Here is an 18,575-nt window from a genome sequence, read left to right as displayed (position 1 = left end):
GTGGACGGGCGAAGGGACCGGGGTCAGAGCACCGGTCCGGGGGCGCTCAGAGCGCCGGCACGATCACCTTCCCGTCCTTGATCTCGATGAGGTAGACGTCGGGCTTGCTCTGCCCGCTTTCCTTCCCGGCCGGGCCGGCCTTGGCGAAGCGGATCGGCCCGTTGAGCCCGACGAAGTCGACCGACCAGAAGGCCTTGGTGATCGCGGCCGGATCGGCCGATCCGGCCTTCTCGATGGCGTGGGCGATCGCGCGGATGCCGTCGTAGCCGCGGAAGCTCTCGGTCACGCCGGCGAAGTCGAAGCCGCGCTTCTTCCACGCGGCGATGAAGGCCTCGGTGGCCTTCGGATCCGGCGTCTTGTCGGGCGACCAGGGCAGGAACGTCGTGAGGTGCATCGTGCCGTCGGCCGCCGAGCCCGCCTGGGCGATGATCTGGTCCGGGTTCTGAGATCCGCCGGTGGTAATCACCCGCTTCTTCAGGCCGAGCGCCGCCATCTGCTTGAACAGCAGCACGAGCTGATCCACGGAGCTCGTGATCATGATCGTATCGGCATCCGACGCCTTCAGCTTGGCGAGCTGGGCGCTCATGTCCTGCGCGCCCTGGTCCATGGTCTCGACGAGGCCGACCGCGACGCCCTTGTCTTTGAGCATCCTGCCAAAATCCGTCGCGGCGCCGCGGCCGAAATCGTTGTTGAGGACCAGGAAGTCGACCTTCTTCAACCCGAGGCGGCCGATCATGGGCGCGAAGGTCTCGGCCTCGAGCGACGAGGGCGGCGAGATCCGGAACACGTAGGGGTTACCCGAGGTCGTGATCTTGCCGGACGAGGAGGTCTCGACCAGCATCGGCGTCTCGTAATCCGCGAGCTTGGGCATCACGGCGAGCGTCAGGCTGGAGCCCCAGGCGCCCATCATCACCGGGGTCTTGTCGCTGGTGATCAGCTTCTCGGCGACCGCCGCGGCCTCGGTCGGGTTGCTCTTGTTGTCCTCGATCACGAGCTCCAGCGTCTTGCCGAGCACGCCGCCCTTGGCGTTGATCTCGTCGGCGGCGATCTTGGCGCCGTTCACCACGTAGGTGCCCGAGGCCGCGAACGGCCCGGTCAGCGGCTCGTTGACGCCGATGCGGATCGCGTCCGCCCGGGCGCCCGTCGCCGCGAGCGCCAGCAGGATCGCGGTGGTGAGGGTGAACCTGCCAGGCATTCTGGTGTCTCCGGTGCGTTGGACGGGGCGGGGTGAGATCAGGCGCGGCCGAACCAGGCCGCGAGGCGGGCGCGGGCGAGGCCGAGGAGCAGGCGGAGCGGGTTGAGGCCCGCGGGCGCCGGTGCGGCGACACCGGACAGCCGGGCATCGAGGTTGCGGGAAAACTCCGCCGCGATGCGGCCGGCGAGGTCGCGCACGAGGCCGGGACGGCCGAACTGGGCGAGCGGTCCGGTCAGGGTGTAGCCTACGTCGAGTTCGACCCGGGCGGTGCCCGGCGTCGGTCCCGCGCCGACCCGGTAGAGGATCCGGCCCTCGGTGGCCGAGCGGCCGCCCGCGTCGCTGCCGGCCCCGTGGACCGCGCCGGTCCGCGCGGCCTCCTCCCGCGCGAGGCGGGCGCGGCCGCGGAACGTCGCGGCGATCGGTCCGATCCGCACTTGCAGGCCGCCCTCGACCGTGTCGGGGGCGGGCCGCGCCGTCAGCACCGCACCCGGCAGGCAGGCGGCGACCGCCGCGATGTCGCCGAGCATCGCGAAGACGGCTTCCGGCGACTGGGCGAGGTCGAGCGTCTGCGTGAAGCTGTGGGCCGGCGCGAAGGCCTCGGACAGGTCCGCCACCGCAGCGGGCGCCGCCGAGCGGACGGGGTCCGACGGCCGGTGCGGGGGCGCAGCCATCGCCGCGCCGACCCGGGCGCCGACCGGGCCGAGGGCTCGCGCCGCGCCGGTGTCCGCGGGAACGCCGCGCGTCCGCCGCGCCGCGATCACCGCCATCACTGCCCGGACGATGCCGGCATAACCGGTGCAGCGGCACAGGTTGCCCGACAGGCCGACCCGGATTCGCCGTTCGTCGGCCTCGGGCAGCCTCAGGACCAAGTCGCGGGCGGCCACCAGCATCCCGGGCGTGCAGTAGCCGCACTGGAGCGCGTGCTCGCGGTTGAAGGCAGCCCGCAGCTCGCCGGCGATCTCGTCTGTATCGAGTCCCTCGATCGTCGTGACGGCGGCGCCCGCGCAGGCGCCCGCGAAGGTCAGGCAGGCGCGGGCCGGCTCGCCGTCGAGCAAGATCGTGCAGGCGCCGCAGACGCCGTGCTCGCAGCCCAGATGCGTGCCGGTGAGATCGAGCCCGTCGCGCAGCACGTCCCCGAGATGGCTGCGCGGCTCGGCCGCGACCCGCACGGCGCGGCCGTTGACCGTCAGCGCGAGGGCCAGGCGGGACGGCCCGGGTTCGGCCAGCGCGGCGCTCATGCGGCCTCCGGAAGGGTCGTGGATCGGGGATCGGGCTCGGCCGCCGCGGCCACCGCGCGGCCCAGCACCGTCACGTGGATGTGCCGCTCGACCGCATCGTCCATACCGGCGTCCCGCAGAACCTGGTCGGCGGCCTGGGGGTCGAAGCGCCCGGCGAAGTCGGCGCCGATGCGGCCGCCGAAGAGCGGGCGGGCGTCGGCCAGGAGCACGGGCGGCCCTTCGACCGCGCCGATCACGGCCCGGCCGCGGCCTGCGCCGGGTTCGAGGCGCACGGCCCCGATGGCGTGGGCGAACTCGCCGATCTTCGCGCAGTGCTTGACATAGCCCCAGGCCGCACCCGCCGCCAGCGCCGGCACGCGCACGGCGACGAGGATCTCGTCCGCGCCGAGCGCGACCGCGAGGGCTCCGGTCACGAAGTGCTCCACCGGCAGGGTGCGGCGACCGTCCCGCCCCGCGATCTCGACCTCGGCGCCGAGGGCCGTCAGGGCACTCACCCAGTCGGCGGCCGGGTCGGCATGGACCAGGCTGCCGCCGACCGTGCCGCGGTTGCGCACTGGCCGGTAGGCGATCGCGGCCGCGACCCGGCGCAGGGCGCCGCCGGTGAGGTCCGGGACGCGCCCGTCCTCGATGTCGGCATGGGTCACGCAGGCTCCGAGCACGAGCGTGTCGCCCTCGACCCGCGCCTCCCGGAGCTCGGGCACGCCGGTGATGTCGAGGATCAGAGCGGGCTCGACGAGGCGCAGGTTCAGCATCGGCCCGAGGGACTGACCGCCCGCGATCAGCTTCACGCCGGCGGGGGCCCCGGCGAGGCGCGCCAGCAGCGCGGGCAGGCTGTCGGGGCGCTCCCAGGCGAAGGCGGCGGGCTTCATGCGGCCTCCCGCTCGGTCACGGCCGCGGTTCCGGCGGCGAGCACCGCCTCCACGATCCGCCGGGGGGTGATGGGCGAATGCAGCAGCTCCACGCCCAGTGGCGCGAGGGCGTCGTTGACGGCGTTGGCGAGCGCCGCCGGCGGCGCGATGGCGCCGCCCTCGCCGATCCCCTTCTGGCCGAAGCGCGTGTAGGGCGAGGGCGTCTCCATGTGGTCGATGCGGGCCATCGGCACGTCGGCGGCACCGGGCAGCAGGTAGTCGGCGAAGGTCGAGGCGAGCGGCTGGCCGCGGGCGTCGAAGCGCATTTCCTCGAACAGAGCCGTGCCGATCCCCTGCGCGAGGCCGCCGTAGATCTGGCCGTCGACCACGAGGGGGTTCACCAGCGTCCCGCCGTCCTCGACGATGGCGTAGTCGAGGATCTCGACCGCCCCGAGATCGGGATCCACCGCCACCACGGCGGCGTGCGCCGCGTACGAGAAGGTGCCGGAATCGCGCACCGGCTTGTAGCCGGCGGTGACTTCGAGGCCGCCGGGATCGGTGTCGGGCGCGAGGTCCTGAGGGCGCCGGTACCAGGTGCGGGCGATGGCCTCGAGCGGGACGTCGCCGGAGGGGCCGATGACGTGGCCGCCTTCGAACCGGCATTCCTCGGGCCGCGCCTGGAGCAGATGGGCGCCGATCCGCACGGCCCGGGCCCTTAGCTCCTCGCAGGCCGTCGCCACCGCGCCGCCAGCCATCACCATCACGCGGGAGCCCCAGGACCCGGTGGAGTAGGGGGTCATGGCGGTGTCGCCGTGGACGAGGCGGGTGCGCGCCACCGGGACGCCCAGGATCTCGTGGGCGACCTGCGCGAGGGTCGTTTCCAGGCCCTGGCCGTGGGAATGGGCGCCGATCCGCAGTTCCAGCCCGCCATCCGGCGTCAGGCGGGCGCTGGCCTGCTCGTGGCCCGGCACCATCGGGATTCCCCAGCCGGAATAGACCGACGTGCCGTGCGCGGCCTGCTCGCAGTAGATCGCGAGACCGAGGCCGATCCGGCGACCGTCCGGCTCGCCCCGAAGCTGGCGGGCGCGGACTGTCTCCACGTCGACGGCCTTCAGCGCCCGGGCCAGGGCCTCCGGATAGTCGCCGCTGTCGAAATGCTTCTTGGTGATGTTCTCGAACGGCATCTGCTCGGGCCGCACGAGGTTCTTCTCGCGTACAATCTCGGGCGCGACCCCTGCCGCGCGGGCGACGGCATCGAGCACCAGTTCAAGGGCGAAGCAGACGCCGGTGCGCGCGACGCCCCGGTAGGGCAGGATCGGGCACTTGTTGGTCGCCACCGACCACGTCCGGCAGCGATAGGCCGGGAAGTCGTATGGGCCCGGCAGGATGCTGGCGACCTGCGCGGCCTCCAGGCAGGCCGAGAACGGGTAGGCCGAGTAGGCGCCGGAATCGACGGTCGTCTCGCAGTCGATACCGCGCAGGGTTCCGTCGCGCTCCGCGTAGGCGGTGATGCGGTAATGGTGCTCGCGGCAATTGGCGTTGGCGGTCAGGTGCTCGCGCCGATCCTCCAGCCAGCGGACTGGGTGGCCGCAGCGGAGCGCGAGCCACGCGAGGGCCACGTCCTCGGCGAGCAGGATCGCCTTGTAGCCGAAGCCGCCGCCGACATCCGGCGAGACGATGCGGATGCGGCCCTGCTCGATCCCGAGGCATTCGGAGAGGCCGTTGCGCACGATGTGCGGCATCTGGCTCGCGGTGTGGACGACGAGTTGGTCGAGCCGGTGATCGAGCTGCACCACGGTGCCGCGGCCCTCGATCGGCGCCATGCACTGGCGCCCCGTCGAGATGGTGCGGCTGACCCGGATCGGCGCGTCGAGGGCACTCTCGATGCCGACATCGACCAGGGTCTCCAGGAAGACGTTGTCGCCCCAGTGCTCGTGGACGAGGGCGGAGCCCGCCTCGCGCGCGGCCAGCATGTCGTGGACGGCGGGCAGTTCCTCCAGGTCGAGCACGACGGCGGCGGCGATGTCCTCGGCCTCCGCGCGGGTCGGGGCGACACAGAGCGCGACGAGCTCGCCGACCTGTCGGACCTTGCCGGTGGCGAGCACCGGCTGCTCGGATACCTTGAAGCCCGGCAGCCCCGAGACGGCCCGGATCGGCAGCACGCCGTCGAGGTCGGCGGCGGTGAAGACGCGGTCGCGATAGGCCTCCGGCACGTGGATGGCGCGGATGCGGGCATGGGCGAGCGGACTGCGCACGAAGGCGACGTCCTGCAGTCCCGGCAGACGGATGTCGCCGACATACTGGCCGCGCCCGCGCATCAGGCGGTCATCCTCCTTGCGGGGCAGGGAAGCCCCGACGCCCTCGTGGCTCATCGGATGCCTCCGAGAAGATCCTGCGCGGCGCGGACCAGGATGCCGTCGGGCCGGCGGAACCCGTCGAGGATCGAGAAGTGGTCGGCGCCCGGCACCGGCAGCAGCGCCCCCGGCGCGTGGGCGGCGCTGCGCAGGGCGTGGAGGTTGCGCGCGTCGTGGACGAGAGCGGGCAGCTCGCGGCTGCCGTAGGCCAGCGTCATGGGCTTCGGCGTGACCGCCAGCCGCAGCGGCGACAGGGTCTCGATCTCCGCGTCGCTCAGCCCGAGCTTCTCGTTCAGGTAGGTCTCGCGGATCGGCGCGAGGTCGTAGACGCCGGAGATCGCCAGAACCGCGGTCACGGTGGGATGCGCGAGGTGGAGGGCGGCAAGTTGCGCGCCCGCGGACCAGCCGGCGAGGACGATCGGGCCGCCGATCCCGCGCGCCGCTCCGTGCTCGGCGAGCCAGTCGAGGGCGGCCCCGATCTCGGCGACGATGCCGGACAGGCCCGTCCCTGGCGCCAGGGTGTAGCCTGGCATCGCCACCGACCAGCCGGCGGCGTTCAGCCCCTCCGCGAAGCAGGCGAAATCGGCCCGCGCATTGCGCTGCCAGTAGCCGCCGTGGACGAAGACGAGGCAGGGCGCGTCCGCCCGCGTCGCCGGGTAGAGATCGAAGGCCGTGCGCGTACTGGCGGCGTAGGCGATGTCGAGCTCCGCCGGATGCGCGGCCCGGTACGAGGCCGAGGCCGCGTTGCGGGCCGCAACCTGCGTGGCGCTGTCGGGCACGCCCGCGTTGTTGTCGTAGCAGGCACCCCGGGCCGCGAAGTCCAGGCTATCCCAGCGGCGGCGCGGGTCCGGCGGAGTCGGGTCGTCGAGGACGAAGGCGGGCACCGGCGCCACCTCAGGCCGCGATCGCCTGGGGCAGGATCGGCGAATCGGCCTCGAAGCGCTTCCCCGCGCGCAGGCAGAAGGCTGGGCGCAGCAGGCGGTCGGCGATCACCCGCGTGTCCTCGTTGTCGCGCAGCAGGAAGCGGCCGCGATCGTCGTGCAGCACCGAGACATCGGCCGTGTAGCCGACCTTGAGGGCGCCGATCCGGTCGCCCATGCGCAGCATCTCGGCCGGGTGCGACGTCACCATCGGCACCACGTCCTCCAGCGGGATGCCCAGCGCCATCATCGAGCTCATCGCCTGGGTGAGGCTGAACCGGGCCTGCCCGAGGAACGGGTGGTTCTCGTCGTCGTGGTGCTCGTCCGGGGTGCCGGCGGGCTGGGGAACCTCGGTGTTGTAGCCGTGCATGTCGGCGCCAAGGGTGAAGGGGATCACGCCGGCCGGCAGCGAGGCGCGGGCGACGCGGTAGGAGAAGTGGCTGCCGTGGCCGACATCGACCTTGAGCCCGGCCTCCATGGCCCGGCGGATGATGTGGTGAACCTCGCCCTGCTCGTTGATGAAGCCGCCCGGGTGGCGGGTGAAGGGATGGGCCAGCACGTCGCCCGGCCGCAGCAGCGGTATCACCCGCTCGACGATAGTGTCGGCATCCTCGCCGTTGGCGCCCGATTCCGGCAGGCCCCAGAGCTGGCCGAAATGCACGTAGAGCGGCAGGTCCGCGCGCCGGCTGATCTCGGCGGCCATCTCCATCACCTTGATGCCCCAGCGGGCGAAGCCGCCGATCTCGGCATGGCCCTTGATGCCGCGCACGAGGTCGCGGTTCTCGGTGGCCGACTTCACCGTGGCGTCGATGTCGACGCCGTCCGGGCTGTAGAGGTTCGGGTAGAAATGCCCCTCCAGGCCGCCGACGAGGTAGGCCGACAGGAAGGCGAGCACCTGCGTCTCGGACCGCTCGGCGATGAAGTGGCGGAAGCCCGGCAGGGTCATGCAGGATGGGCCGCCCTGGTCCACTACTGTGGTGACGCCCGAGCGCACGCCGACCATGTCGGGGTTCAGGCCGAACCGGCCGGTGACGTACTGGTAGACGTGGGCGTGGGTGTCGATCATGCCGGGCAGGACGAGCTTGCCCGCGACGTCGACCACCTCGGCGGCGGCCGAGGGCAGGATCGTCTCCGCCACGGCGGCGATGCGCCCGTCCTGCACCGCCACGTCGCGGATGCCGTCGATGCCGGAGGCCGGGCAAATCACCCGCCCACCCCGCAGAACCAGATCGTAGCGGCGATTGTCCATGTCGACCTCGTGGTCCCGGCCGGCGCGCGCCGGCCTCGCCCTTGCCAAAAGCGAAGCATGCTTCGTATTCCGGCTTTGCACGCCGCGTGCCAAGACTGGAACCGTTCTGCGGAGGCGGACGATGGATGAGGTCCCGGACACTGGATTTGCCGCGCGATCGACAGAGGCGGGGGCCGCGGCAGGGGCGGCGAACGAGGCAACGGACGCGGCGGCGGACGCGCGGCACTGGCCCCTGGTCGAGCGCCCCGGCTTCCTCGCCCGCCGCATGCACCAGATCCACGTCAGCCTCTTCGCCGAACGCTGTGCCGCGTTTCGCGTCACCCCGCTCCAGTACAGCCTGCTCTCGCTGCTGCGGGACCTGGAGGAGGGCGATCAGACGACGCTCGCGAGCGCGGTCGCCCTCGACCGGACGACGACGACCGGCGCCCTGAAGCGCCTCGCGGCCCGCGGTCTGGTGAGCCGCACGACCTCACCCCACGACCGCCGCGCGCAGGTCTGCCGGCTGACGGAGGCGGGGGCCGCGCTCCACGGCGCGATGGAGCCAGCGGCGCGGGCCGCGCACGCGCTGACCGTCGAGGCCCTCACCGCTTCGGAGCAGGACACCCTGACTCGGCTCCTGCGCCGCGTCATCGCGGGGCACGAGCACCGGCGAGGCCAGCCCGACATCGTCTAGGGCGCCGCGGAGGAGGCCGCGAACACGCGCTCTCTGCCCAAAGAAAAAACAGTTTGTTCTGCTGCGAGACGCTTCGAAAGCGCTCTCCTTCCAATAAGTTCGGGAAAATTGGACGCGCGTTCCATTTACAGGACGTGAGCCCGTTGCGCATAAATAGGGCATGGAATGCTCACAGGGCGCGCTGAGCTGATCACACGGCGCGCCTGAGCTTCCCACCGCACGATGAATGTCGACATCCGTCCGACGTCCCGTGCGCCGATGCCTGTCGCGCACGAACGGACCGGCGCGGGGTTGGCACATGTCCTGCCTACGGTGAGCAGCTCACAGTAATCTGTGGGAGCCTCAATGCCCGAACAGCGAGGTGCCATGACGATGCGCGATGACAGGTACCGGCCCGATCGCCCGATGGCGACGGTGCTCGCCGTCCCCGACGCCACGCGCAAGGGCAACCAAGCCTACGATCTGATGCGACGCGAGATCGTCGCCTGCCGCCTCCTGCCCGGCACGCGCTTCACCGAGGCCGAGGTGATGGAGCGATTCGAGATCGGGAAGGCGAGCTGCCGGATCGCGCTCCAGCGCCTGGCCCAGGAAGGCTTCGTCAGCTCGATGCCGCGGCACGGCTACCGGGTCAGCTCGGTGACCGTGAAGGACGTCGACGAGGTCTTCGCGCTGCGGATGGAGCTCGAGCCCCTCGCGGCAAGGGGCGCCGCCGGACGCGTGAACCGGGCGCATCTAGAGCGCCTGGAGCAGGCCTGCCGCCGCAAGATCACGGTGGAGATGGGCAACCAGATCGACTTCTTCCTGGAGGCCAACCGGGGCTTTCACCTCGCGATCGCCGCGGCTTCGGGGAACGGGCGCCTGTACCGGACGCTGTCGGGCCTCCTCGACGAGATGACCCGTCTCGTCGCCCTCGGTTTCGGCGTGCAGGGCGTGCGGCCGAACATCGAGAACGACCACACCGCGATGATCGAGCATCTGGTGGCCGGCGATGCCGACAGTGCCGCCCTGGTGGCGCGCCGCCACGTCGAGACCTTCCGGGCCATGACGATGGAGAAGGTCATAGCCAGCCTGCGCGACACCGCGGTGGTGGCGCCGATGCGACCGTCCCGGGCCGACGGGGGCGAGCCGTGAACGCCGTCGAGCTCGACCAGGTCAGCAAGTGGTTCAACCGGCGCGAGGGCGGGCCGCTCCACGTCCTCGACACCATCGACATCGCGATCCCGCAGCACGCGATCGTCGCGATCCTGGGTGCGTCTGGCTGCGGCAAGAGCACCCTCCTGAACATGATCGCCGGACTGGTCGAGCCCGATCAGGGCGCCGTCCTCCTGAACGGCATCCCGTCGCACGCCTTCCGCGACTGGCGGGCCATGACCTACATGTTTCAGGAGGACCGGCTGCTCCCCTGGCGCACGGCAGCCCAGAACGTCGCCTTCGGCCTCGAGGCCGGAGGCATGGGCCGGGCGGAGCGGGCGCGGCGGGTCGACGAGACCCTGCGTCTCGTCGGGCTCGAGGCCTTCCGCGATGCCTACCCGCACGAGTTGTCGGGTGGCATGCGCAGCCGGGTGGCGCTCGCGCGCAGCCTCGTCACCGAGCCCCGGATCCTGCTCCTCGACGAACCGTTCTCGAAGCTCGACCCCGAGATCCGCGCGCAGATGCACGCGGAGCTGCTGCGCATCGCCGACTTGCGGGCGATGACCCTGGTCTTCGTCACGCACGACGTCGAGGAGGCGGTGGTGCTGGCGAGCCAGGTGGTCGTCTTGCACCCGCGGCCGGGCCGGATCGGCGCGGTCCGGGCAATCGATCTGCCGTACCCCCGCGACCCTCTCTCCTCGGAGGTCGCGGAGGAGGTCCGGCGCCTGCGCATCAGCCTCTCCGCCGCGAGCGCGCGATGCTAGTGCAGACACCGCCCCGCCTGATCCGGCAGACGCGGACGTCCGGGGCTGGACGCCGGGCGGGCCTGCTCCTGCAGCGGTTCGCCCTGCTCGCGCTGGCGCTGGCCGCGTGGCAGCTCGGGTCGCTGCACGCGCCGAGCTTCGTCCTGCCGAGCCCCGCGCGGGTCTGGCACGCGTGGCTCGGCCTCGTCGCCACGCCGAGCTTCGCCACCGATCTCGGCATCACGCTGGGCCGGATCGGCGCGGGCCTCGCCTTCGCAGCCCTGGTGGGCCTGCCGCTCGGCCTGCTGCTCGGTGCGAGCCCCCGCCTCGGCCGATTCTTCGAACCGGTGCTGACGGTGACCAACACCGTCTCGTCGGCGATCTGGGCGATCTTCGCGCTGATCTGGTTCGGTCTCTCGAACTGGACCACGATCTTCGTGGTGTTCATGACAGCGATGCCGCTGATCCTGACCAACGTCTGGCAGGGCACGCGCACGGTCAGCGCCGAGCATCTTGAGCTCGCCCGCACCTTCCGTATGCCGCGCCACAAGGTGCTGACCAAGATCTACCTGCCCACGATCCTGCCCGCCTTCTTCTCGGGCGCGCGCCTCGCCATCGGCTTCGGGGCCCGGGTCGTCCTCGTGGCGGAGTCGCTGGGGGCGAGCAGCGGCATCGGCTACCGCCTGCGGCAGGCGGCGGACCTCGTCCAGACCGATCAGGTCTTCGCCTGGACCCTCACCCTCGTCGCCCTGATGATCGGGCTCGAGACGCTCGTCCTGAAGCCGGCGGAACAGCGCCTGTTCGCCTGGAAGAAGGTGGTGCAGCCGTGATGACGGCCGGCGCCGCGCGGGAAGACGCCCCTCCCTTGCCCACGACTTGGAGAAGACCTTGAAACGGATCTCAGTCCGCGGTGCCGTCTTCGCCGCCACGGCCCTCTGCGCCATCGGCCTGCCCGCCTCGGCGCGCGCCGAGACGGTGCGCATCGGCTACTGGAGCTCCGGGATCAGCCTGGGCTTCGGCGCCGTGCTGGAAGCCGGCCAGTTCATTGAGAAGGAGGGCCTGACGACCGAGTACGTCAAGTTCCCGGACGTGAACGCGCCGACCAAGGCCATGGCCGCCGGGGCTATCGATTTCGCGATCGCGGCGAGCGCGGGAACGGCGCTGAGCGTCACCGCCGACGGGCTGCCGATGAGCATCGTCCTGGCGACGCAGGTGGCCGACCTCGACTTCGTCGTCCCCGCGGACTCGCCGATCAAGACGATGGCTGACCTGAAAGGCAAGAAGATCGGCACCTCGCCGGCCGGCAGCGGCACCGCCGCCATCGCGGCGGCGATCCTGGAGACCAATCACGGCCTCAGGCCCGCCGATTACCAGGCCGTGCCCGGCAACGATTCCCGGCTGGCGCAATTCCTCGTCCAGAAGGACATCGACGCCGCCGCCCTGCGCACGGTGACCCTGGCGCTTCTTCCGGACGTGAAGCTGCGCCGGCTCGGCAGCTTCCGGGAGGAGTGGAAGCGCCTCACCAAACAGGACGCGCCGCCAGTCCTCGGCGTCGGCCTGATGCGCAACGCCTGGATGGCGCAGAATCCGGACGCCCCCGCCAAGGTCGTGGCGGCGATGCGCAAGGCCTACGCGTTCGGCCAGGCCGACAAGGCGGCCGTGGCCAAGATCCTGAAGGGCGCCGCGAACCTGAGCGACGCCGACGCCGCCGCCTACGCGGGCCTCTGGGACGGGATCTACACGGTCAGCCTGGAACCCGCCGACATCGCCTCGCTGAAGCGCGAGTTCGACGTGTTCAAGGCCGTAGGCGCCGTTCAGGGCAGCCTGCCGGACACGGCCCTGGTTCCCGGCCCCTACGAGCGGTCGAAGACGATCCCGTAGCATTCCCGACCTGCAGAAGAGGGTTTTCACGATGGCTGAGACGATGAAGGCGCTCGTGCTGGAGGCGCACGGCGACATCGACACGCTGAAGGTGGTGAACGACTATCCGAGGCCGTCCCCTGGGGCGGGCGAGGTCGTGATCCGGGTCGGCGCGTCCTCGTTCAACTACCACGACGTCTTCACCGTGAAGGGCATGCCCGGCATCAAGGTGCCGATGCCGGTGGTGATCGGCCTCGACATGGCCGGGCAGGTCGTCGAGCTCGGCGAGGGCGTCACGGAGTGGCGCGTCGGCGACCGGGTGCTGGTCAACCCGCTCAACAAAGCCAAGGGCCTGATGGGCGAGATGCTCGACGGCGGCATGGCCGAGTATTGCCGGGTCTCGACGAGCCAGCTCATCGCGATGCCGCCGGACGTGAGCTACGCGGACGCCGCTTCCCTGCCGGTGGCCTACGGCACGGCCCACCGCATGCTGATCACCCACAACACCGTGAAGGCCGGCGACAAGGTCCTGATCCTCGGCGCCAGCGGCGGCGTCGGCACCGGCTGCGTGATGCTGGCCAAGCAACTCGGCGCCGAGGTGATCGCCTGCGCGGGCAGCGCGGAGAAGATGGCGGCGCTGAAGGCGCTCGGCGCCGACCACGTCGTCAACTACCGCGAGACTGACTTCTCTAAGTGGGCGATCCAGCAGTACGGCAAGCCGCAGCGCCGGACCTACGAGGGCGGGGTCGACGTGGTGATCAACTTCACCGGCGGCGACACCTGGGTGCCCTCGCTCAAGTGCCTGAAGCGCGGCGGCACGCTGCTGGTCTGCGGCGCGACCGCGGGGCACGACCCCAAGGAGGATCTCCGCTACATCTGGAGCTTCGAGCTCAAGGTGATCGGCTCGAACAGCTTCTACGACGACAACCTGTCGGCCCTGATGGACATGATCCAGGCCGGCACGCTGAAGCCGACCATCGACAAGCTCCTGCCCCTCGAGGAGGCCGCCGAGGGCCTGCGGATGATCCGCGACCGTGAGGTCATGGGCAAGATCGTCGTCACCCCCTGAAACCGATCCGGTCAATCGCGCGTCGTCGCCCCCAGCCCCGCCCGAGGAGATCCCGAAGCCATGTCCGACACACCCCTCAGCAAGGAACAGGTCGAGGCGCTGCTGCTGCGTGGCCCGTTCCACCAGTGGCTCGGCCTTTCCGTCGTCGCCGTCGGTGAGGGCACGATCGAGCTGAAGGCGACGTGGCGGGCGGAATGGGTCGTCAACGCCGAGCGCGGCTATGTCCACGGCGGCATCCTGGCGACCCTCGTCGATCTCACCGCCGACTGGGCGCTGGTCTCCAAGACCGGCCGCGGCGTCCCCACCGTGGACCTGCGGGTCGATTACCACCGGGCCGCGATGCAGGGCGATCTCACCTGCCGCGGCACGGTGGTGAAGTTCGGCAACCAGCTCTCGGTAGCCGAGGCCCAGATCCTCGACGACGCGGGGCGTCTGCTTGCGAGCGGCCGCGGCGTCTACATGACGGCGCCGGCGAAATGACGGGGCCGGCCCCCGGCGCCCCGGCGGACGGGGGCCTCGACCACGTCGTGATCAACGTGCTGCGGCGGATGGATGAGGCGGCGGACCTGTTTGCCGCCCTCGGCTTCCGCCTGACGCCGCGCGGCCACCACTCGCTCGGCTCCATCAACCACCTGATGATGACGGCCGGACCCTACCTCGAACTCGTCGGCGTGCCCGAAACGGGCCCGCAGCGGCAGGACGTTCTGGACAGCCCGTTCGGCCTGAACGGGCTCGTCGTGGCGAGCCGGGACGCCGACGCGACCCATGCCCGCCTCGCCGCGGCGGGGCTCGCGGCCGGCCCGCCCGTCGGCTTCTCGCGCCACGTGACCGTCGACAGCCGCGAGGAAACGGCCCGGTTCCGCACGGTGCGGGTGCCGGCAGACCGGTTCCCGGCGGGGCGCCTCTACCATTGTGAGCACCTGACCCCGGATCTCGTCTGGCGCCCCGAATGGCTTGACCATCCGAACGGCTTCACGGGGATCGACGCGCTGACGATCGAGAGCCCGGCACCGGAGGCCGACGCCCGTCTCTACGCCGCCGCGAGCGGTGCGCCGGCCGAGGCGGCGGGCGGCGGCTGGACCCTCCGGCTCGGGCAGACGCGGGTCGCGATCGTGCCGGGGCCGGCCGGCCGCTTCGCCGCCCTGACCCTCCGCTTCCGCGGCCTCGACGCCCTCGAGGCCCGCGCGGCTGTCCTCCCGGAGGCGACGTGGGTCCGGCACGGGCCGGACACGGCGGCGCTGACGCTGCCGGCCTTCGGCCTCCATCTCCCGTGCAGGGCAGCCCCATGATGCGCCCGGCCACGGTTTCGACCAACCTCGGCGACCTCGTCGACCGCTCTGGGCCGCCGGACAAGCCGCTGATTATCGGCGTCGCCTTAGATGGCGAGCCCGAGGTGATGACCCGCGCCGACCTCGACGCCCGAGCCGACGCCTTCGCACGCGGCCTCGGGCGCGGTGGGATCGCGCGCGGCGCGCGGATCGCGATCCTCGCGGCCAACCGGCCCGATACTGTCGCGGCGCTGCTCGGAGCGATGCGGGCCGGCGTGGTCCCGGTCCCGGTCAATCACAAGTTCCCGCCGGCCACGATCGCCGCCGTGCTCGCCGATTGCGGGGCGCGGCTCGTGCTCTGTGACGGCCCGCGCCGGGCGATGCTGGCGGGGCTCGGCACCGATGTGCGGGTCGCCGTGTTCGACGATGACCGGCCGGAGGGCTTCGCGGCCTGGCTCGATCCCGGGCCCTTCGTGCCGGTCGTGCCCGAGCCCGACGAGGCGGCCCTGTTTCTCTACACCTCCGGCTCCACGGGCCGACCGAAGGGCGTGCGGCTGAGCCATGCCAGCCACCTCTGGGTGGCCCGGACCCGCGCCGCGGAGACGGACCTGCGCGACGACCGGCTGCTCGTGGCGGCGCCACTCTATCACATGAACGCCCTGGCTTTGGCGCTTCTCGTCTGCGCGTCCGGCGCCACGATGGTGCTGCTGCCGCAGTTCGAGGCCCGGGCCTACATCGCGGCGATCGACCGACAAAAATGTACGTGGCTCACCGCTGTGCCGCCGATGATCGCCATGATGCTGAGGGAGCCGGATCTCCTAGCGGAGGCCGACCTGACCGGCGTGCGGACGGTGCGGATGGGCTCGGCGCCGGTCAACGATGCCCTGGCCCTGCAGATCCGCGCCCTGCTGCCGAACGCCCGCATCCTCAATGCCTACGGCACCACCGAGGGCGGCCCGGTCGTGTTCGGCGACCATCCGGACGGCCTGCCGACGCCGGTCGCGTCGGTCGGCACGCCGCACCCCCAGGTCGCGGTGCGCCTCGTCGGGCCGGACGCACCGGAGACCGGCGTCCTGCAGATGCGCAGTCCCGCGATCATGCTCGGCTACCACAACCGGCCGGACGTGCCCGTGCCGATCACGGCGGACGGCTTCTACGACACCGGCGACGTGTTCCGCAGCGACGCGGACGGATTCTTCTACTTTCTCGGCCGGACCGACGACATGTTCGTCTCGGGCGGCGAGAACATCTTCCCCGGCGAGGTCGAGCTGGTGCTGGAGCGCCACCCCGAGGTGCTCCAGGCCTGCGTGGTGCCCGTGGAGGATTCCATCAAGGGCACAAAGCCCGTCGCCTTCGTGGTCCGCCGACCCGGCGCCACCATCGACGAGGCTGCCCTCAAGGCCCACGCGCTCGCCCACGCGCCGGCCTACCAGCACCCCCGCCGGGTCTGGTTGGTCGAGGCGCTGCCGCTCGCCTCGACCAACAAGATCGACCGCGCGGCTCTGCGCCTGCGCGCCGAGAAGGCCCTCGCGGTCGCCTGATCGAGGCGCAGGGAACGCGTCTCGCAGCCCGCCGGTCGGTGCGATCCGCGCCCGGCGCGTTGGGATCGTCCTGCCGACCGACCAGTCTGTCTTCCGGATGGCTTCCCGGCGTGACCAAGCAGCTGCCGTCTGCGGCTGGATGCTCGGCGTCGGGATCTGTCTTGCGGTCCCGATCCTCCCGAAGCCGTGGATGCAGGCCGTGGCCGTGTCGCTCTGCTTCCGGGTCAGGTCGTCGGCTGCCTGGGTCTGCTGGTGTGCCTCGTCGCGCGCGCCGTGCTCATGCTGCTGAACGCGCATGAACGGGTGCGGTCTGTAATCGAGGGCAGCCAACGAGCCCTGGTTCGAGGACCTGCGTCAAACACGGATCGCGCGCTGTGGGCCTGTCTGTTGAAGGCGGAGGGGATCAGGGCTGCCGCGCATAGGCACGCCCCTGAGATTTCCCCGGAAAATCCCCCGTCGAACGCGGACCCTGCACCAATGACAGCTTTCGTATCACGCCGCCACACGACGACCGTCGATTGCCCGAGTCTTTCGGCAATTGTATTAAGCGCATGACAGATGCTGGAGACTACAACTCGCCGCCATCGCCGGGACAGGGCGCGCCGCGCATCATCCCAGAGCCCCATCGTCGGTGCATGCGAGGCTGGTGTGCAGATCCTGTTCCTGACTGATACCCCGTTGCGAGCCCAGCGACTCGCACGCGACCTCGTCCACCTAGGATCCAGCCGGATCATGGACGTGCTCGATCCTGATCAGCGCCCGTCCGACATCGAACGCGGCAGCGTCCGCGTGATCGTCAGCGACGTTTCGTTCTCGCGGTCCGAGACGATCGCGGCTTTGCGCCTTTACCTCGATGCGCTCCAAGACCTGCGCAAGCCCTTCCTCTGCATCCTGCACGACGCGAGCGCACGCGCCCACGCCCAGGCGACTGCACTCAAGGCAACCTACGCGGTTCCCGTCGAACACTTAGCGAAACGCCTTGCGCTCATGCAGCCACGCTCGCCTGTGGCGACGCCGCAAGATTCTGCTGTCCGCCTGAGCGGGCAAGCAGAGGGCGCGCGCGAGGTGCTGGTTCGGATCCTCGCCCTTGGGAGGAACGGGAGAAGCCTCGAGCCAACCCTGATCGCGACAGGAGCGGCCTATATCGAGAACGCGCTGCGCGAGACCGACGTGCGATCCTGGCTCGAAGTGGTTTGGCAGTTCGACGACATCACGCACCAGCACTGCCTGCTCGTTGCCGGCCTTGCCGCTGGCTTCGCCCAGCATCTCGGCATGTCCAGAGCCGACTGCGAGCGCCTGACCCAGGCGGCCCTACTGCACGACGTCGGCAAGTCGCGCATCCCGCTGGCGATCCTGAACAAGCGCGGCGCGCTCGACCAGGCGGAGCGTGCCATCGTCCAGACCCATCCCGTCAAGGGGTACGATATGCTGCAAGGCTACGGCTACCCTGAGGAGATGCTCGCAGTCATACGCTCCCATCACGAGTTCTTGGACGGATCGGGCTATCCCGACCGGCTTCATGGCCGCGCCATCCCGGACCTCGTGCGCCTGGTGACGATCTGCGACATCTTCGGCGCGTTGATCGAGCGCCGCACGTACAAAAGCCCGATGGAGCCGGGCCAAGCGTTCGGAGTCCTGGCCGGGATGGAGGGCAAGCTCGACCGTGATCTCGTGCGCGCCTTCCGGTCGATCGCCACGGCTGCCGGCCCGGTCGAACTCAGGACGTCAGCATAGTGTGTTCCCGTGGTAATTGAGGGACCTGCCGCAGTTCGGCATGGCTGAAATCATCGGCGCCGGAGCCTGTGGCGACGATCGGCACACCGGCGCGACCCGCATCTCTCTCCTGTAATCCTGCAGCTGCAAGCGTGGCGCCGCGACCGGGAACGCGCGACGTGCGGAATCGCGGCGCCGGGTCGATGCGACATTCGCCGGCAAGCTCGTTGGTTGCCCAGCCGCGCGGGCGAGGAACGACCCTCAGCTTCGGTCCCGTGAGGCTCTGTGCGGCTTGACGAGTGCCTCGATGAAGTTGCGGAGTTCCGTCAGGCGCTGGCCGTCGTCGCTGACCTGCTCGTCCAACCCCAGCCTCCAGGCCAGGTCGCGCCGTCCCGGCTCGCGATGCAGCGCGTCGACGAGGTCGGCGTACGCTTCCACCTCGCCCCGGCCCCGAGCCAGGTCCGCCTCAATCAAGCCGTCCGCCTGCCGGCGGAGCGCCCCGGCGATTTCATCGAGCGCGATCTCGGGATGGTACTGAACACCCCAGAACATGCCGCCGTCGAAGCGGATCTCAGCAGCCTGAACCACGCAGACCCGGTTACTCGCCAGGAGCACAGCCCCCTCCGGCAGGCTCTCGACCTCGTCGGTGTGCACCGCGGGAGCGTCGTAGCAGGCCGGGCGTCCTGCCAGGAGCGGATGACTGCGACCCCGCTCGGTCGCGGTGATGCGCCGAGCGAACGCGGCCTCGTAGCCGCGAAGATTGGGGCGCACGG

General features: G+C 70.9%; 16 protein-coding genes and 1 pseudogene. 10 read left to right on the top strand and 7 right to left on the bottom strand.

From position 1 onward, the window contains the following. Positions 1-46 precede the first annotated feature (46 nt). From CIW48_RS30910 to CIW48_RS30885, 6 genes are read right to left on the bottom strand one after another with little or no spacing between them, the layout of a single operon-like run. The gene (locus CIW48_RS30910; protein WP_149314214.1) at positions 47-1,195 is read right to left on the bottom strand and encodes an ABC transporter substrate-binding protein; all 1,149 of its coding nucleotides are present in this window, start codon (positions 1,193-1,195) and stop codon (positions 47-49) included. A 38-nt stretch (positions 1,196-1,233) separates the two neighbouring features. After that, positions 1,234-2,433, bottom strand: a complete 1,200-nt coding sequence (locus CIW48_RS30905; RefSeq protein ID WP_149314213.1) for a 2Fe-2S iron-sulfur cluster-binding protein — start codon at positions 2,431-2,433, stop codon at positions 1,234-1,236. Then, complete coding sequence (locus CIW48_RS30900) at positions 2,430-3,302, bottom strand: FAD binding domain-containing protein (RefSeq protein ID WP_149314212.1); 873 nt, start codon at positions 3,300-3,302, stop codon at positions 2,430-2,432. The genes CIW48_RS30905 and CIW48_RS30900 overlap by 4 nt, the downstream gene beginning before the upstream one ends. Beyond that, entirely contained in the window at positions 3,299-5,653 is a 2,355-nt protein-coding gene (locus tag CIW48_RS30895; protein WP_149314211.1) for a xanthine dehydrogenase family protein molybdopterin-binding subunit, read from the bottom strand. Before CIW48_RS30895 ends, CIW48_RS30900 begins: the two co-directional genes overlap by 4 nt. Then, the gene (locus tag CIW48_RS30890) at positions 5,650-6,519 is read right to left on the bottom strand and encodes an alpha/beta hydrolase (protein WP_149314210.1); all 870 of its coding nucleotides are present in this window, start codon (positions 6,517-6,519) and stop codon (positions 5,650-5,652) included. The genes CIW48_RS30895 and CIW48_RS30890 overlap by 4 nt, the downstream gene beginning before the upstream one ends. 10 nt (positions 6,520-6,529) lie before the next feature. Beyond that, complete coding sequence (locus CIW48_RS30885; protein ID WP_149314209.1) at positions 6,530-7,804, bottom strand: amidohydrolase/deacetylase family metallohydrolase; 1,275 nt, start codon at positions 7,802-7,804, stop codon at positions 6,530-6,532. Between the two features lie 121 nt (positions 7,805-7,925). Between CIW48_RS30885 and CIW48_RS30880 the strand changes: the two genes are divergently transcribed. The 10 genes from CIW48_RS30880 to CIW48_RS30835 all read left to right on the top strand — a co-directional run bounded on the left by CIW48_RS30880 (position 7,926) and on the right by CIW48_RS30835 (position 17,823). Further along, entirely contained in the window at positions 7,926-8,477 is a 552-nt protein-coding gene (locus CIW48_RS30880) for a MarR family winged helix-turn-helix transcriptional regulator (RefSeq protein ID WP_149314208.1), read from the top strand. Positions 8,478-8,849: 372 nt separating this feature from the next. Beyond that, a complete protein-coding gene (locus tag CIW48_RS30875) occupies positions 8,850-9,608 on the top strand; it encodes a GntR family transcriptional regulator (RefSeq protein ID WP_246695502.1) in 759 nt (252 codons plus the stop codon). Further along, on the top strand, positions 9,605-10,372 hold the full coding sequence (locus tag CIW48_RS30870) for an ABC transporter ATP-binding protein (RefSeq protein ID WP_149314206.1): 768 nt from the start codon (positions 9,605-9,607) through the stop codon (positions 10,370-10,372). Before CIW48_RS30875 ends, CIW48_RS30870 begins: the two co-directional genes overlap by 4 nt. Beyond that, positions 10,366-11,181 (top strand): ABC transporter permease, encoded by an 816-nt coding sequence (locus tag CIW48_RS30865; protein ID WP_149314205.1) that lies wholly within the window; start codon positions 10,366-10,368, stop codon positions 11,179-11,181. The genes CIW48_RS30870 and CIW48_RS30865 overlap by 7 nt, the downstream gene beginning before the upstream one ends. A gap of 58 nt (positions 11,182-11,239) precedes the next feature. Further along, positions 11,240-12,232 (top strand): ABC transporter substrate-binding protein, encoded by a 993-nt coding sequence (locus CIW48_RS30860; protein WP_149314204.1) that lies wholly within the window; start codon positions 11,240-11,242, stop codon positions 12,230-12,232. Positions 12,233-12,263: 31 nt separating this feature from the next. Next, positions 12,264-13,280, top strand: coding sequence for a zinc-binding dehydrogenase (locus CIW48_RS30855; protein ID WP_149314203.1), 1,017 nt, complete (start codon positions 12,264-12,266; stop codon positions 13,278-13,280). A 60-nt stretch (positions 13,281-13,340) separates the two neighbouring features. Next, the gene (locus CIW48_RS30850) at positions 13,341-13,760 is read left to right on the top strand and encodes a PaaI family thioesterase (protein WP_149314202.1); all 420 of its coding nucleotides are present in this window, start codon (positions 13,341-13,343) and stop codon (positions 13,758-13,760) included. Then, positions 13,757-14,569: a VOC family protein gene (locus CIW48_RS30845; protein WP_149314201.1), complete on the top strand. Its 813-nt coding sequence runs from the start codon at positions 13,757-13,759 to the stop codon at positions 14,567-14,569. The genes CIW48_RS30850 and CIW48_RS30845 overlap by 4 nt, the downstream gene beginning before the upstream one ends. Continuing rightward, complete coding sequence (locus tag CIW48_RS30840; RefSeq protein ID WP_149314200.1) at positions 14,566-16,089, top strand: class I adenylate-forming enzyme family protein; 1,524 nt, start codon at positions 14,566-14,568, stop codon at positions 16,087-16,089. Before CIW48_RS30845 ends, CIW48_RS30840 begins: the two co-directional genes overlap by 4 nt. Positions 16,090-16,737: 648 nt before the next feature. After that, on the top strand, positions 16,738-17,823 hold the full coding sequence (locus CIW48_RS30835) for an HD domain-containing phosphohydrolase (RefSeq protein ID WP_173009462.1): 1,086 nt from the start codon (positions 16,738-16,740) through the stop codon (positions 17,821-17,823). A 240-nt stretch (positions 17,824-18,063) separates the two neighbouring features. Here CIW48_RS30835 and CIW48_RS30830 read toward each other — a convergent pair. Further along, positions 18,064-18,575 (bottom strand): annotated as a pseudogene (locus CIW48_RS30830) (type 1 glutamine amidotransferase); the annotation flags it as partial.

Source organism: Methylobacterium sp. P1-11, assembly GCF_008329595.1.
Classification (GTDB): Bacteria; Pseudomonadota; Alphaproteobacteria; order Rhizobiales; family Beijerinckiaceae; genus Methylobacterium.
Note: the sequence above shows the minus strand (reverse complement) of the source record. Positions and strands in the feature narration are given on the sequence as shown.